This window comes from Proteus penneri (genome assembly GCF_003144535.1).
GTDB lineage: Bacteria > Pseudomonadota > Gammaproteobacteria > Enterobacterales > Enterobacteriaceae > Proteus > Proteus penneri.
This window is the reverse complement of sequence record NZ_PHFJ01000001.1, coordinates 195,355-211,639: the sequence shown is the minus strand read 5'-3', so window position 1 is coordinate 211,639 and position 16,285 is coordinate 195,355. Positions and strand designations below refer to the sequence as shown.

At 34.8% G+C, this 16,285-nt stretch carries 12 protein-coding genes, 1 tRNA gene and 2 pseudogenes; 2 read left to right on the top strand and 13 right to left on the bottom strand.

The annotated features are described in order from the left end of the window. Positions 1-17 precede the first annotated feature (17 nt). The 11 genes and pseudogenes from CUB63_RS01125 to cspE all read right to left on the bottom strand — a co-directional run bounded on the left by CUB63_RS01125 (position 18) and on the right by cspE (position 13,183). Positions 18-1,724, bottom strand: a complete 1,707-nt coding sequence (locus CUB63_RS01125) for a methyl-accepting chemotaxis protein (RefSeq protein WP_109847275.1) — start codon at positions 1,722-1,724, stop codon at positions 18-20. Between the two features lie 383 nt (positions 1,725-2,107). Continuing rightward, entirely contained in the window at positions 2,108-2,608 is a 501-nt protein-coding gene (cheW, locus tag CUB63_RS01120; RefSeq protein ID WP_006533200.1) for a chemotaxis protein CheW, read from the bottom strand. A 21-nt stretch (positions 2,609-2,629) separates the two neighbouring features. Beyond that, positions 2,630-3,073 (bottom strand): chemotaxis protein CheW, encoded by a 444-nt coding sequence (locus CUB63_RS17920; protein WP_415752985.1) that lies wholly within the window; start codon positions 3,071-3,073, stop codon positions 2,630-2,632. A gap of 143 nt (positions 3,074-3,216) precedes the next feature. Next, positions 3,217-4,809: pseudogene (locus CUB63_RS01115) on the bottom strand (Hpt domain-containing protein); the annotation flags it as partial. Positions 4,810-4,844: 35 nt separating this feature from the next. Continuing rightward, the gene (motB, locus tag CUB63_RS01110; RefSeq protein WP_072063126.1) at positions 4,845-5,891 is read right to left on the bottom strand and encodes a flagellar motor protein MotB; all 1,047 of its coding nucleotides are present in this window, start codon (positions 5,889-5,891) and stop codon (positions 4,845-4,847) included. 2 nt (positions 5,892-5,893) lie between these two features. Continuing rightward, positions 5,894-6,787, bottom strand: a complete 894-nt coding sequence (gene motA, locus CUB63_RS01105) for a flagellar motor stator protein MotA (RefSeq protein ID WP_036935706.1) — start codon at positions 6,785-6,787, stop codon at positions 5,894-5,896. Between the two features lie 134 nt (positions 6,788-6,921). Continuing rightward, a pseudogene (gene flhC, locus CUB63_RS01100) lies at positions 6,922-7,502 on the bottom strand (flagellar transcriptional regulator FlhC). A gap of 2 nt (positions 7,503-7,504) precedes the next feature. Next, entirely contained in the window at positions 7,505-7,855 is a 351-nt protein-coding gene (gene flhD / locus CUB63_RS01095) for a flagellar transcriptional regulator FlhD (protein ID WP_072063484.1), read from the bottom strand. A 3,713-nt stretch (positions 7,856-11,568) separates the two neighbouring features. Continuing rightward, the gene (locus CUB63_RS01090) at positions 11,569-12,267 is read right to left on the bottom strand and encodes an MgtC family protein (RefSeq protein WP_072063127.1); all 699 of its coding nucleotides are present in this window, start codon (positions 12,265-12,267) and stop codon (positions 11,569-11,571) included. A 401-nt stretch (positions 12,268-12,668) separates the two neighbouring features. Continuing rightward, entirely contained in the window at positions 12,669-12,863 is a 195-nt protein-coding gene (gene dsrB / locus CUB63_RS01085; protein WP_006533211.1) for a protein DsrB, read from the bottom strand. A 107-nt stretch (positions 12,864-12,970) separates the two neighbouring features. Beyond that, on the bottom strand, positions 12,971-13,183 hold the full coding sequence (gene cspE / locus CUB63_RS01080) for a transcription antiterminator/RNA stability regulator CspE (RefSeq protein ID WP_004243573.1): 213 nt from the start codon (positions 13,181-13,183) through the stop codon (positions 12,971-12,973). Between the two features lie 455 nt (positions 13,184-13,638). On the opposite strand from cspE, the gene CUB63_RS01075 reads away from it, so the two are divergent. Both CUB63_RS01075 and CUB63_RS01070 read left to right on the top strand, forming a co-directional pair. Next, positions 13,639-14,145: a YlaC family protein gene (locus tag CUB63_RS01075; protein ID WP_109847274.1), complete on the top strand. Its 507-nt coding sequence runs from the start codon at positions 13,639-13,641 to the stop codon at positions 14,143-14,145. A gap of 156 nt (positions 14,146-14,301) precedes the next feature. Next, positions 14,302-14,377 (top strand) — tRNA-Asn (locus CUB63_RS01070). A gap of 142 nt (positions 14,378-14,519) precedes the next feature. Here CUB63_RS01070 and CUB63_RS01065 read toward each other — a convergent pair. Beyond that, the gene (locus tag CUB63_RS01065; RefSeq protein ID WP_072063129.1) at positions 14,520-15,113 is read right to left on the bottom strand and encodes an NAD(P)H-dependent oxidoreductase; all 594 of its coding nucleotides are present in this window, start codon (positions 15,111-15,113) and stop codon (positions 14,520-14,522) included. Positions 15,114-15,202: 89 nt separating this feature from the next. Further along, positions 15,203-16,144, bottom strand: a complete 942-nt coding sequence (locus tag CUB63_RS01060; protein WP_232240034.1) for an AraC family transcriptional regulator — start codon at positions 16,142-16,144, stop codon at positions 15,203-15,205. Between the last annotated feature and the right edge of the window lie 141 nt (positions 16,145-16,285).

Here is a 16,285-nt window from a genome sequence, read left to right as displayed (position 1 = left end):
TCAGCCACTTGTTGTTGTTAGAAAGTTTCCCAATTAGCGGGATCTTCAACACTGCTGCTCTTTTTCTTTTCTGAGGTTCCTGGTTTTATAAGTGGAGCAGCGGCTTTAACTACAGGGGTTGCATCCAATTCCTTTTTTTCTAGCGTTTTTTCTTCCTGACCCGGTAATTTGAAGATTGAAACTAAGCGGGTTAATGCAACTGCTTGATCTTCAAGACCAGCAGCAGCGGCTGCAGATTGTTCTACTAAAGAGGCGTTTTGCTGAGTAACACGATCCATTTCAGAAACCGCAAGGCCAACTTGTGAAATACCTCGGCTTTGCTCATCTGATGCTGAAGCAATTTCGCCCATGATATCAGTAACGCGCGTTACTGAATCCACGATACGCGTCATCGTTTCACCCGCACTTTCAACAAGCACAGAGCCAGTTTCAGTACGACTTACAGAATCTTCAATCAGTGTTTTTATTTCTTTAGCAGCTTCTGCACTCCTCTGTGCAAGGTTACGAACTTCTCCGGCAACCACCGCAAATCCGCGACCATGCTCACCGGCTCTTGCTGCTTCAACAGCTGCATTCAGTGCCAAAATATTGGTCTGGAATGCAATGCCATCGATAACAGCTGTGATATCGGTGATTTTCTGAGAACTTCCGGCTATGTCGTGCATTGTTTGCACCACATTAGCAACAACTTTTCCACCTTGGCGGGCAATATCTGAGGCGTCATTAGCAAGGTTACTTGCTTGGCGAGCGTTATCTGCGTTCTGTTTTACAGTTGCAGTTAATTGTTCCATACTTGCAGCAGTTTCTTCTAACGAAGCGACTTGCTCTTCTGTACGAGCAGATAAGTCATTATTCCCCGCAGCAATTTCACTTGTACTGTTATAAATATTTTCTGTACTTTGATAGACACCACGAACAGTTTGAATTAGCTCTTGTTGCATATGTTTTAAACCACTCGCTAACAAGCTCATTTCATTGCGGCCATTCACCTCGATATTTGGACGTAAATCACCTTCAGAGAAAGTTTTAATGCTTAATAGAAGTGAGTTTAATGGTCTAATTAAGGCATTACGTAATGCAAACCAACAGAGAATTAATGCCGCAATAACGATAATGGCTAACACTGCTATAGTAATGGTAGTACGTTGGTGAGAGGCTTCTAATGCCATATTTAACTCTTCGTTAAATTTCTCATTACGCATAACATATGAAAGATATTCTTTATATAAAGCATCTTGATAACCCGTAGTTGGTTGCTCAAAAAAATCTTTTAAGTTCTTATCTTGAAGTAAAATTTCTAATTGGTTTAATGCAGAGAAATATTCAATAAAGCGCCCTTTTAGACTACGAATATCATCTTCTGAGTGAATTTGATAAGCAGTAATATTCTTTTCAAATTCTTTAAATTTCTCGTCTGCACGCGACATATTTTTGCGAGCAAGTCCCGCCAAATAATCAACAGACAGAGAATCATCTACATTAAGATTTTTATCTTGTAATAAAAAACTAATCGCAGCGCGGTTAATATTATTACGAGCTTGAAGTAAGTTAGCCCAGCTTTCATCTAGGCGTTCACGTTGCTTTTGTATTGTCAGTGTTTTATTAAGGTCGTTTCTTGTCTCAACGATATTTGAGTAAAAAACGCCCCCTGAGACAAATTGCAAAACACCAAACAACAGAAGAATGGATAATAATCCAGTCACTATTTTCATTCGGCTAAACATAGTTTCCCTTTTTATAATAAACGGTAATGAGCAAGTTATCGGCAGACTTAAGAGAAACTTTATAGGATTCATTTCGTCTTAGTCACATTTTGCTCCATTAGAAAGCGGTGGTAATACCATTTTTAATTAAAATTATAAGTATAAAAAACTTTAAAGTTATTTCCGTCAGTAGAAAAATATTACAGCTAAGTAATAGCTACTTATTAAGTTAATAAGTAATAAAATAGAACTTAACTAAAATTATTAGTTCTTTTTTATCTTTTAATTTCACTTAAGGTTAATTTAATGTGTTAACGCTCACTAATAAAATAAAAAAGATAAAAATAACTATTCCGGCAAAATTACCGGAACAGTATTTAGATTATTTTTTTAAAAATAAAAACTTATTTAGCTTGAATTGCAGCACTATCGACTAATTCCATTTCTTCACTATTGAGTAATTTTTCAATATCAACAAGAATAAGCATTCTTTCATCTAAAGTACCTAAACCTGTTAAATACTCAGTAGACATGGTGACTGCAAACTCTGGCGCAGGGCAGATTTGTTCTGGCTTTAGCGTAAGAACATCAGAAACGCCATCAACCACAATTCCTACAATTCGATTTAATAAGTTAACCACGATAACAACAGTATTGTCATTATAAGTTACACTTTCTTGTGAAAATTTAATACGCAGATCAACTATCGGAACAATAACGCCCCGTAAATTAGTTACACCTTTAATAAAGCTAGGTGAATTAGCAATACGTGTAACTTGATCATATCCACGAATTTCTTGAACCTTTAAAATATCAATTCCATATTCTTCATCACCCAGCGTAAAAATTAGAAATCCTTGTCCAACAGTTTCACCGGATAATTTCTCGAAATGTTCCGAAGCCATAATCTTATTTTATCCTCACTATTAAATGACTGCACTTGCAGTTGTATTCTTTTTCTTATTCGTCATTTGTGTATGACTTAAACGTTGCAATTCTGGTACATCAAGAATTAAAGCTACACTACCGTCACCCATAATTGTTGCTGCAGATATCCCCGGAACTTTTCGGTAATTACTCTCTATATTTTTAACAACAACTTGATGCTGACCAACTAATTGATCTACTAATAAAGCATAACGACGTCCGGCACTTTGAACAATAACCGCAATTGCTTGGGTAATATCCGTTTGAGCGCCTTCAATATTAAAAGTACGATGCAATTCAATCAGTGGTAAATATTCCCCTCTAACCTGCAATAATTTCTCATCGCCAGCCAATGGATAAATATCATCTTCTTCCGGTTGTAAAGAACTGACTACCGTTCCTAATGGTAAAATAAAGACTTCGTCATGAACTTTAACAGACATACCATCTAAAATTGCTAATGTTAGTGGAAGTAAAATACGAATACGCGTTCCTTTACCAACCTCAAAACTGATCTGAATTTGCCCCCCCCCATCTCTTGGATATTTCGTTTCACAACATCCATACCCACACCACGGCCGGAAACATCTGTTACGACTTCGGCGGTAGAGAAACCCGGTGCAAAAATCAGCATAGCAACTTCTTCGTTGCTCATATTTTCAGAAACTGCAAGCCCAGAGGAAATCGCTTTTTTCAAAATACGTTCGCGGTTTAATCCTGCGCCATCATCAGTCACTTCAATGCAAATATTACCACCTTGATGTTCCGCAGACAGCGTTAACTGCCCTGCTTCCGGTTTACCCAGTGCAATCCGCTCCGCTGGCATTTCAATACCGTGATCAAGGCTGTTACGAACTAAGTGAGTTAAAGGATCGATAATTTTTTCAATTAAGCTTTTATCAAGTTCTGTTGAGCTACCAATCATGTTTAACTCAACTTTCTTATTCATTTTACCTGCAACATCACGAACAACTCGAGGGAAGCGACTGAAAACATATTCCATCGGCATCATACGTATTGACATAACAGATTCTTGTAAATCTCGAGAATTACGCTGCAACTGAGCAATACAACTTAATAAATCACTATATATTGCAGGCTCAAGACTACCGCTGTGCTGCGCCAACATTGACTGTGTAATAACCAGCTCACCAACTAAGTTGATTAATTGGTCAACTTTTTCAACTGCAACACGAATGCTGCTTGATTCTGTTTTTGGTGTTGCCGCTGCAGTTGGCCTTTTCGTTGGTGCTGCTACAGGTGCTTTAGTTGGTTCTGCCGATGGCATCACCTTTTCAACCACTGTTTTTTGTACAGGTGCAGGTTGCTCAGCTTGGCTTTCAACATGAGCATCATCAACAGATGTTGTACTTTCTTCTGTAACTGCATTTTTTTCTGGTGTTTTTTCTGCAACAACCACTTTTTTAAACGAGATTTGTTCAGGTTCAATCACAAAACAAAGTACAGCGCTGATATCTTCTTCTGTTGCAGTAGTTTTTAATATTGCTTCAAGGCCATGATGCTGTTTTTCAACTTGGCTAACTTCACCAAGATGCTTTAATTCATCGAGCATTAAATCAATATCTGTCTCTTTCAGATCAGACAAAATGATATGATGGTAATAATGTCCATCAGCTGCCATTGTCGATGCGACTTCAACTCTGTTTTCTACGGCTTCACTTTGCACATTTTCAGCGTCAGATGACAAAACAGGAGTTTCAATCATTGTGGCCTGTGAGTCCGAAGCTTCAGATCCAGCAACAGCCTCAACTTGAGGAGCGGATTGTTCTTCTTTTACATCGAGAGCCAGCTGACGCAACTTCTCACAAATATAGTTAAATGTTTCCTCATCAGGTTCTTGTGAGTTTTTATGTGCATCCAATTGCTGTTGCATAATATCTTTCGCTTCCAGAAACAGGTTAATAATGTCGTCGGTGAGCGCCATCTCATGACGCCTTGCACTATCGAGCAAGTTTTCAAGCACATGAGTGGTCTGTTGAAGTTTAACGAAGCCAAATGTTGCAGCTCCTCCTTTTATGGAGTGTGCACTACGGAAAATTGCATTCAACTGTTCTTGATCTGGATTTGCCGGATCAAGTAACAGCAAATGCTGTTCCATATCAGCTAACAACTCATCTGCTTCATCAAAAAATGTTTGATAAAACTCAGTAATATCCATCGTTACTCATTCACCTTTACGCGATTACTAACAAATTAGGGGGCTGTTCCCTGCTTTGTAGTAATATTTGTCGATTGTGATGGCAAACTTTCCCCAGAAACTCCTGTTTCAACATTTTCCTTTTTTGATTCGGGAAGCTCAGATGCAGAAGACACAGACGAACCCGTCTGTGTGTTTTCTGCTTTTTCTTGTGGGGTTTCTTGCCCTGAAAGTAGAGGTTTAATTTCTGAAGCCTCTGTTACTGTCGGTGCAACCCGCTCATTTTCTTGTACAATTTTTTGTTCTGCTTGCTTCGTTAAGACCAAAATACTGATCCGTCGGTTAGCAGCTGCAAAACCATCCTCTTTAACTAAATGAACTGTTGATGCCATACCCACAACACGCAATACTTTCCATTCATTTAAGCCTGCACCAATTAATTCTCGACGAGAAGCATTTGCACGATCCGTTGATAATTCCCAGTTACTATATTTAAAAGCACCACTTGCATAAGGGATATCATCGGTATGACCCGATAAACTGATTTTGTATGGCGTATCATTTAAAATAGGTGCGATTGCCGTCAAAATATCTTTCATATAAGGTTCAACGGTGGCACTACCGACTCTAAACATCGGTCGATTTGCTTTATCAATAATTTGAATGCGCAAACCTTCATCCATCATGTCGATCAGTAAATGAGGCTTCAGATCTTTTAACCGAGGATCATTTAAAATGACTTGTTCTAAATTCTCTTTTAATCGGCGGAATTGTTGCTTTTCATTGAGCTGTTTATCTTCTTGGCCTTTTGGCAAAATATCGCCTTCGTTATAGACAGGATCACGCCCTCCTCCAGGAATAGGATTGGTTGCATCCCCACTAAATCGCCCTTTTTCAATAGCGACTTTTAATGGCGTACGAAAATATTCGGCTACACGAGTTAATTCTTGTGGACTAGAGATTGAAAGTAACCACATCACCAGAAAGAAAGCCATCATTGCGGTCATAAAGTCAGCATAAGCTATCTTCCATGCACCACCGTGAGCGTTATGTTGCTTTCTCCCTCGCTTTTTAACTCGGATGATTTGTGAATTACTCTTCATAATTACTCTTCTTTCATTGCATCAGGATTTGCCTGCATTGGTGTCCGTACCTGACGTACATGTTCTTCCAATTCAATAAAAGAAGGTCTGTCTGCCAGAAAGAGGGTTTTACGTCCAAATTCAACAGCTATCTGTGGTGCATATCCATTCATGCTAGATAACAATGTTGTTTTGATGCACTCCATCATTTTCATTTGCTGACTAGAGCGCTGTCTGAGCCTAGAAGCTAATGGTGAAATAAAGCCATAAGCTAATAAAATACCTAAGAAAGTACCAACCATTGCATGACCAATGAGAACGCCCATTTCACCAGCAGGTCTATCGGCTGCACCTAACGCATTAACGACCCCCATCACCGCAGCAACAATACCAAATGCGGGCAGTGAATCACCCATGGCAGATAATCCCGTTGCAGGAACTTCGCTCTCTTCCTCAAAAGTTGCAATCTCTTCATCCATCAGAGATTCAATTTCATAAGGGTTCATATTCCCTGTCACCATCAGACGCATATAGTCAGTAATAAAACTGAGCATATAAACATCTTTCATAATGCGAGGATATTGGGAAAAAATGTCACTTTGTTGTGGATTTTCGATATCTCTCTCTAATGCCAACATCCCGTTTTGACGAGCTTTTGACAATAAACGAAACATGAGTGCCATTAAATCCATGTACATCGCTTTATTATAATTTGTACTACGAAGTAATTTCGGTAGGATCTTCATTGTCGATACAATTGCTCTACCATTATTACCTACAATAAAAGCACCGATACCGGCACCAAAGATGATTATAAATTCGGCTGGCTGGTATAAGGCACCTAAACTACCACCGACGAGAAGATATCCCCCGATGACGGCGCTCATAACCACGATATATCCTAAGAGTACTAACACGCGATATCCCTTTAGCTAATTTCGTTATTGAGAGAATGGCGAACATAGCAGCAAGAGATAGGAGGGGGAGAGGAAACGGTACAGGTTATAGATAACTAAGCTCTATAACCTGATATTTAACTTTCAATCTCGAATCACATTGCAAACTGTTCAAGACCATCCAACAGTTGTAAGTTAATATCGGCAGGATTGGCGGAAAGTTTACGTTTTTTTATTGCGCGAGAAGGTGGCTGGCAAAGACTACAAACATAATTACTAGCTGGCTGGTGTGCGTATGTAATAAATGAACCATTACATTTGGTACAAACAGAAAGTTGCAACATACCACTTTCAACAAAACGTACTAATGTCCATGCTCTTGTTAGTGCTAAAATAGGTTCTTGATCTTTAACAGGAGGACATTGCTCTAAGTATAAACGATAAGCCTTAACAACAGCCTCAACGCCAACACAACCGCCATTTTTTAATAAAAAGCGATAAGCATTATAAAACATTGAGGAATGGATATTTTGTTCCCATGTCATAAACCAATCCGTTGAAAATGGCAGCATTCCTTTTGGAGGGGGCTCCCTCTTAATTCTTTGTATAATTTAATTAAACGCCCCCGACTTAATTGAGTTTCACTTTCAAGCATTTGTAAGCGGGCACCCAAGGTGATTAATTCCATTGCTAAGCGAATATCTTTCGCTTCTCGGACGATACTTTTCTCACTCATTGTTATGCCCGTTTCTTTGTTGCAGTAGTGTCTTGTTCCGATAACTGACGAAACAAGTTAGAAGAAAGAAGAATGCCAGTATGAATTTGTTGTAAATCATCCACTCTAGATTCTTTAGTGAGTTGTTCTATTGTTTCGCTGTCTTCAAAGCGGAAATTACAGATTAGTTGGTTTGTTTCAGCCAACTTAACCAATTGTGGCAATGTAAGCTCTGCCAGTGCATCCGCCATTGCATCACTAATCCCAAGCCGAAACATTGCGGAAGCCTTTTCTTGGTTAATTAACCTTTGCGCCAAAAGCAAATACGATAAATTTATGTCATAAATATGCTTAAGCAATTCAACCGTACTCATCTCTTTACATCCCGTCCGATTATATTGAACAAAGAGGATCTTTCTAATGAAAGATCCCGAGGAAATTAATATAAATGTAATATTAAATTCCAGGCCCCATTTTATGAACATGACACGTAGTAACACTACCTTGTATTACTTAGTTACGGTCATTTTCAAAAGTAGCGAAAAAATCATTTAAATTAAAAGTAAACTTTAAATGCTCGCCAATATAGCTCGTTAAGAATAATCCTAACGCAACAACTTTACTCCTTAACGATTAAGTTATTCAACGGATAAAGTAGTCTAATTTAAATACTATGTGAGTCACATCACAAAAAGATAATCATTATTATGGAATTAGTTCATTAACTATTCAAGTGATAAAAGTAATAAAACTTGGTGTAAATTAATAAGCTAATCTACCCAAATTAAAATATTAATGATAATTTTTTATTTTATACGATCTATTAAACTTATAAACCTAAAAATACAGCATAAAAATTTGACAAATCTACAATTAGAGATTTTTTTGATCACAGTAACATATATTGATATATCTCCCCCTCATCTTTATCTAAACAAGCTTCTTAAATTTAATAAATATTTCTATAGATATTATTTTTTTCACCATTTACGCAAACCTTCATAAATGATCACTTTTTGTTTACAATTTGTTTGAAAAATAACCCATTCTAATTATTTATAGTTATCCTAAATTTTTTTATTATTTCAAACCAAATATTATACTTTAAAATCAATATGATAAGTTAATGCATTTATTAGACAGGACGATAAGTCATATAAAATTAAATTCTTAGTTATGCATCTTCACCCTTAAATCATTGAATATTTATTTCTACATCATTAAAGTTTCAACTGTAATAATTTAATTTAGCTAATACTTACCAAGTACTATTTAACACTTAAATTACAGAACCCTTAATAAGAGTTTTATTGCCTTTAAATTAATCACAGAGAAATAATATCCACATATAAATAAGTTTTTTTTATGAGTCATAGTATAATTTATGAACAATATAAATTTAAAATTACTACTAGATTAATATAAAAACAAAATAATCTTTTTTATTTAATTAAATAAAACCTTTTACCAATTTAATTATTAATTCAGAATTGAATATGAAAATAATACAGTATTTAACTTAAGTTGAATCAAAAAAAACACGCATTTTTTTATAAAATAAAGTCAAAGATTATTAATATAAGAAATTTAAAATTTCTTATTTTTCACTGTATAGTTATATTCCACCAATAATTTACAACTAATAAAAAACACAAAAGACAGTAAAAAAATAAAGAAAAAAAGCAGATTTATAAAATCATGTCTTATATAACCACATCTCTTTTTTTATAAAAAAAAGACATTTCTTGAAATATAAATTTCAATTTCATAAAAAAAGATCCCAAGATCTCCAAGATAAAGTAATTAATTCATAAAATAATAAGGTAAAATATAAATTCTGTTTTTCCTGTTAACCGTATTGCCTCTACACAATAAATGGCTGTAATGGCAAATATGATAACCCGAAGTTAACACCTGTATAGATGCACTTTCTCAATGTAAAGCCAGAAAAACAAATATGATTAAAATAACACCTTATTGATTACTCCATTAGCATTGGTACGAATAAAAAAATATCAAATGTTAACTTTTAGCCCCAAATAGTTTCTAACAACAATTTGTTTTACTCTTACAAATGATGAGTATTGTTTCACCTTCTCTCTTATCATGTAGTTAGCCTCTTTTTTTCAACCTAGCTATCACAAGTCTCAAGGCATTACGGAACTAAAAATGCTGACTTCGTAACAACACTATTACTTAACAAAAGTTGGTGTTGACGAACCTAGGAGAGTATAAAGATTTAAATATCGGTACATCTTTACTTAAAGCGCCAAAATATATCTCTAAATGTTCCTCTATTCTAACTACTAATTTGACTCATTTTATTACCCTTTTTATGAGTAATTTCAACATTAAAAAGACTTTTTCTCTCGCTCAAAACCTAATAAAAATATTGATATATCTAAATAATCAAGGCTTATATCTCATTTATTAGATTAGTCTTAAAAACCAATAACAGTACTTAGTATTCTATAACCCCAAAGTGTTCTAATTTTTTGGAAAAAGAAGGTATTGAAAAATATTGTAACCGTATTTTGTTATAGTAATAATCGAGATCATTCATGAGGTGAATGCAAATAGTTTGTGTATTGCTTCCAGTTCTATTGAAACGAGTTACATTGTTTTTTAGTAAGCGAACATGAAATTTTTGTTCACACTTTTATACCAGCAATGTTTTAAATTAGTGTTCCTCTTATACTTGGTTTTATCTTTTTTGGTGAATCAAAAAAGGTCAGTACCACAATTATCCTTTATATATATTTTCAAGAAAAATACTAACGACACATCTATTTCATACTAAGATAATTCTCTTTCTGTAATAAGTAAGATTTACATCCTTGACAAAGTTATAAACAATATAATTTTGAAATGATTATTTTACTGAACAGAAAGAGTGGTGTAATTTTTCTACTATTATTATAAGATTACTTATTGGTATCAATTTTTCCACATGGTCTTTACAAAAAAAACCACAATTCTTCAAAAGATTTTCATTCACCAATGATTAGTGATTACAGACAACATACCACAGCAATTCATCAGCTTTACTGTAGCAGTATAAGCCCACCGTTTTCCTAAATTTTTCTTCATATTTTGAGAGTCTAATTAAATTAAATTAAAAACATTACTCAAAAAAATCACGCTTAAATTAAATATGGCAGTAAATGTTGATATATTTTTAGCCAAATACATTGAAATAATTTGAGAGTATAATTTAGGTATTAAAAAAATCTAATATAATCAATGGAAAACATCAATTTTTATCCCAAATGAAATACTGCTCTAAGCCCCTTAATAACGACTTTTTGTCCCATAATACTCCTAAGTACCTCATTTAATAAGTAAACCATGGGTAGCAATCTCTTACTTGATTTTAGTTTTTTCTATTTATTAAAAACAAAATAAACAGAGATAAATCAAATCAGAGCAAAAGAAACGATTAATAAAAATGAGAAATGATACCAAACACCCCACAAAGGTAGTTCAATATTTTTCATTCATAACTCATTATATGCGGGTTAACCACAATACAAATAATTGTACATTAATCAATTTAGACAAAAATGTTTGTTTTTATTAAAACGAAAATGAACGTATCCTCTCTATCACGTATTTTAATTAGCTTTTTTTGAATATATTTTTCTATTTTTTATTCCATAAAGTAATAGTTACGCAAATAATAATTACACAATTAAAATACTTTATTTCTATATGTTAGTAATAATACGTAATTTATAACTAAAGCCTTATTCTTCTCATTAGAGAAATTAGTTTTAGAATTAAATATTATGTAAATACTCTAAGTGATTTGGATTTAGGTAGGAAAAAGTGAATGGTTTACTATGAACATACAAAAGAATATGTCTGTACGAATAAACATAATCGACTATACAACAACTTGAAATATGACAGTTCTATTACTTACAAATTACAAAATTATATTCTTTATAACTTTTATTAATATTCATATTCCTTTTTGAAATAACTTTGTAAGTTGATCTCTAACTAGTATCTACATGACAAAAAAGCGCCCTATACTGAATATAGAGAGCCTTGATTAGAATAATCTTGTCTTAAAAAAGATCCGTTAAATAGGATGCTCTGCTGCTATCTTCCAATTAATTGCACTGACACTCTTTTCTAAACTTACTCTGCAAACAATCGCTTCTATCTCTTTTTGCTCGACAGGGGTTGCAAGTAATTCGGCACAAACTTCCAATTGACTAGGCATCAATGTATCAGCACTACTTAAAGACTGTAATCGAACATGTAATCCATTTATTGCCTGTAAAATCAGAGTTCTAACTAAAACTTCATCTTCTTCATGACAAATAATTCGTATTGAGTAGCGTTGCTCAATATCTATTGCTTGATGTTGTGGTTGAGCGTTTATCCGCTGAGCAGCTTCTCGCAATAAAATATTCGCACAAAGAATAAGAAGTGCTGCTATGGTCGCCAATTGATATAAACCTAATCCACTCAACACACCAATTCCCGCAGAACACCAAAGCGTTGCTGCTGTATTAAGCCCTCGTATATTCATTCCTTCGCGCATGATCACACCAGCACCAAGAAATCCAATACCTGAAACAACTTGAGCTGCAATCCGACCAGGGCTATCTGACGAAGTTTCTATTGAGCTTAAAATAAAAACAGCAGCCCCCGTTGCCACTAAAGCATTTGTTCTTAAACCTGCCATTCTTTGTCGCCATTGACGTTCAGCACCAATCAAAGCACCAAGGCACATTGCAATCACGAGATTTAAAATATAAGGCGTCATCGTCATGTTTATTTCCTCTACATGATGATTAAAATCGATATGAAAATTTTGCTCTGACAATTCAGAGTGTTGAAATCAATTCATCGCCTTAGGAGGAGGAAATAAAGAGAAAAAAATATAGCACATGAAATTACCCTTCTTGTTTTAGCTGCATAAGGGAAATTATTTGGGTAAGTGCATAATTGAAATATAAGAAAGGAATATTACAACGCACTGCCCACCAAAATGGTAAGCAGTTTTACTGAAGAAAACAGCTTACCTATTATTTTGAATAAAATTATTCTCGATTAATGGTTTTATCATTAACCTACAACTTTGTGTATCCAAGGTGTTTTCTCCTAACTATAATTTAGCAAAAGTATAAGTAGCTGATTTGAAAATGTAAATGAACCAAACCTAAACGTCAGTCACTTTTGCTGTATTGGTCTCACAAATATTCCTTCACCGCCCTCTTTTTCATTAAAAAACCAAATTCCTTTTGGATATTCAGGGAGTGATACCAAATACATTATACCTTCATTAAATTCTTCGATAAGTAGGATAGTTCCTTCACGATCGTCAATACCATCTGTTTTTACAACAACATTATCATTAACCTGCATTTTCTCTCCTGATAAATATTATCATTCTCTTTTTTTATTTTACCCATAAAGAAAAAGCCTGCCACCATAAGGTGACAGGCTTGAAGAAAATTTTTAAAAGGCTTTAATTACAGAGCAGTTACGTTAGCAGCTGCTGGACCTTTTGCACCGTTTTCAATTGTGAATTCTACGTTCTGACCTTCAGCCAGAGTTTTGAAACCGTTACCTTGAATGGCAGAAAAGTGAACGAATACGTCTTTGCTTCCGTCTGCTGGAGTAATAAAACCAAAGCCTTTAGACTCGTTGAACCACTTAACTTGACCTTTCATTTTGTCAGACATGTGACTTTCCTATATATCAATAAAACGTTGCCTTCTCGGCATCTACTGGCCTGAACTACCTATAACTTATGGGCACACATGAAGAAAACGGTCAAAAAGCGATGCTGTTTAAAACTCATTAACTTAGAATGTCAATCATAAATCAGGTCTGTATTGAGGCCTTACTCATTAACGCATGAGACAAGTTTAATAGCAATAGTTTTATGCACCTAAAGATTAAAAAAATGCAAATTGCACATTAAAAATACAATTCTTCCTCGATTTTTATCACTGTGCATAAAATTTATTTGATATTTTATCTCTATTATTAACAACGAATAAGAATATTCTTAATAATCTAACAATAACAGTTAATGCCAGAATTTAAAAAAACTGTTCTACCCGCTTATCTTGCCCACGTGATAATCTAGTAACAAGAAACAAGTTTGCAACATTCATCTCTTAAGGTGTTTACAATGAATGTATTAAAAGAAATCTTAGAGCGTGATTTAGACCGGATCAATAAAGCAGAAAAAAGAGACGGGAAACCACATTTTAATAGTCAATTTTTAAAAAACCATATCTGGCTATGTATCAGCATGGTTCTCTCTTATGTATTACTCGCGGCGTTATTAATTTATTCACCTTACTTTGGTGTTATCTCGCTGACTCTCTTTACTATGATGTTCTTAGCTATGGCTGGTATCTTATTATTTGATATAAAACCTATCTATAAATTTGAAGACATTGGCGTTCTCGATTTGAGAGTCTGCTATAACGGTGAATGGTATACCTTTGAAAAACTCTCTGATGAAGCCATAAATGAGATCCACCAGCACCCTGCGATATCTCAACAAATAAAAGAAGACATTCGTGAGATTATTAGTAAAAAACAAGAAATTCATTTTTACGATGTGTACTTGATGGCATTTGATCCCGTTCAACAATCAATTTCAGCATCACAATTATCTCATCAAGCCTAATTGATTCTCCGTGTTACAGATAAAAACACGGAGAATAACTTCTATTATTTAGCCACTTTGTCGATAAACCCACCAAACAGATATTTAATCCACTTTTAACGTTGACACTCTGATATATCATCGTTATTATGCGCCTCGTTCTCACGAGAACTCGCTTCCTCCATAGTTCAGTCGGTAGAACGGCGGACTGTTAATCCGTATGTCACTGGTTCGAGTCCAGTTGGAGGAGCCAAATTTAGAAAAGCCCGCGCTATTGCAGTGCGGGCTTTTTACTTTCTACATTCTTATCATCTAAATCAGCTACCTAAATCCAATCAGTATCGTTATCTTGCTTAATTAATAAATAGCTAATTTATATCTAGTACGATAAAGACCTAACCTGCTATTCCAACAATTTCGTGTTTTAGGTGTTTTTTATACGCTTCAACATCTTGCTCAATTTGCGGTTGTTTCACCACATCAAACATTCCGAAGGTTTTTAATCCTTCCATACCTAAAAATTGATTCGCTTTATGGAATGGAAAATAGACAGCATCAATCCCTTTTCCTTCAAAGAACTGTTCTTGTTCTTCAAAAGATTCAAAAGGCGCATTCCAAGTTACAGAAAGAAGATACTTTTTGCCTTGTAATAATCCACCCGAACCATATTTTTTCGAAGGATCTTTTCGTGTACGACCATCATCAATATACATTTTGCCGTACCCAGCACTAAATACATCATCAATATATTTTTTTAAGATCCAAGGACCTTCCATCCACCATGCTGGCATTTGATAAATAATGACATCGGCCCATAAGTATTTATCAACTTCTTCGTTATTATCATAACCATCATCAATGCGTGTTGATTGCACATTTATCTGATGCGAAGACAACAAATCTGTGGCGACTTGCGTTAAATGATCGTTGAGTTTCCCTTCAGAACCATCAAACTCTTTTGCAGCATTAATAATAAAAACGTTAGTCACTTCTAAACTCCTTGTATACACATATTTAATAAGCAAACTATAACGCAATTACTCATCACTGCTTTAACTCATTTCTCCATTATTCTTGCCTAATAATCCAAAGATACCATTTCAGTTTCTGATTCTTTTAATCGTTGAATATCTTTTAAGGGCGATAAACCAAATAATCGATGATATTCACGACTAAATTGTGATGGGCTTTCATAACCGACGATAAATGCTGCTTTAGAAACATCACTCATTTCAATCAGCATGATCCTTCTTGCTTCATTCAGCCGTAACCACTTTTGATATTGCAACGGCGTCATGCCAGTTCGTTTTTTAAAGTGAAAATGAAATGATGAGGTGCTCATACCCACTAACGTTGTAAGATCTTCAATCCGAATTGTTTCGTGATAATGTTGTTTAATCCAATCAAGCGCATCACTAATTTGCCGACACTGAGGATGTTGTGATGCTAATAGTTGCTGACGCGCACCATCATTCGATCTTAATAAGTAATAAAGGATCTCTTTTTGGATCAAAGGAGCAATAAAAAGTGCATCTTCTGGTGTATCTATTAGTTTTATAAGTCTTGTTACTGCTTGTAAAATTGGCGCGGTTGCTTGAACAATTTGTTGAGCGCTGATCTCGTTATTTTCTTGTAGTAATTCAAACTTATTTTCGGCTAGCAGTTCAGGTAATAGAGCGAGGTCTAATTTTAGCAACATTGCTAAAAAAGGCGTTTCTTTTGACGCTTCACAGACTTTAGCAAAAGTAGGTATATCTGATGATGTTAAAAGCATATTCATAGGGCGATAACAGTTTGTCTCTAGCCCTATCGTTATTTGCTTTGCACCTTGTGCAGCAATAGCCAAACTGGGTTCATACATCCAGCCTTCAGACTCTGTAATAGAAGTATACCGACATAACGCTAAACCAGAAACAGAGGTATCCCATCCTCCTTCTTTATCTTTTGTATATAGAAGAAGTGTTTTTTTAAATTGCTCAAACTCTAATACCATCGGTACTGATAAATTCGTAGTATCCATCGTCTCGGGATCTTCAATTAGTCTTTGAATTCGTCAGATTGTATAACTAAACAGTATGAAAAACTTTCTTTTAAAAAAACGCTTTATCTTTTCTTTCCTATGTAAGACACATTTCAGCGACTAGAAATGAAATTTCGAATA

What these genes read in the sequence shown, in the direction of transcription:
- CUB63_RS01125 (WP_109847275.1), bottom strand. Translation starts at nt 1,724, where the DNA reads ATGTTTAGCCGAATGAAAATAGTGACTGGATTATTATCCATTCTTCTG.
- cheW (WP_006533200.1), bottom strand. Translation starts at nt 2,608, where the DNA reads ATGGCTTCGGAACATTTCGAGAAATTATCCGGTGAAACTGTTGGACAA.
- CUB63_RS17920 (WP_415752985.1), bottom strand. Translation starts at nt 3,073, where the DNA reads ATGTCTGTTAAAGTTCATGACGAAGTCTTTATTTTACCATTAGGAACG.
- motB (WP_072063126.1), bottom strand. Translation starts at nt 5,891, where the DNA reads ATGAAGAGTAATTCACAAATCATCCGAGTTAAAAAGCGAGGGAGAAAG.
- flhD (WP_072063484.1), bottom strand. Translation starts at nt 7,855, where the DNA reads ATGAGTACGGTTGAATTGCTTAAGCATATTTATGACATAAATTTATCG.
- CUB63_RS01090 (WP_072063127.1), bottom strand. Translation starts at nt 12,267, where the DNA reads ATGACGATGACGCCTTATATTTTAAATCTCGTGATTGCAATGTGCCTT.
- dsrB (WP_006533211.1), bottom strand. Translation starts at nt 12,863, where the DNA reads ATGCAGGTTAATGATAATGTTGTTGTAAAAACAGATGGTATTGACGAT.
- cspE (WP_004243573.1), bottom strand. Translation starts at nt 13,183, where the DNA reads ATGTCTGACAAAATGAAAGGTCAAGTTAAGTGGTTCAACGAGTCTAAA.
- CUB63_RS01075 (WP_109847274.1), top strand. Translation starts at nt 13,639, where the DNA reads ATGAATGTATTAAAAGAAATCTTAGAGCGTGATTTAGACCGGATCAAT.
- CUB63_RS01060 (WP_232240034.1), bottom strand. Translation starts at nt 16,144, where the DNA reads ATGGATACTACGAATTTATCAGTACCGATGGTATTAGAGTTTGAGCAA.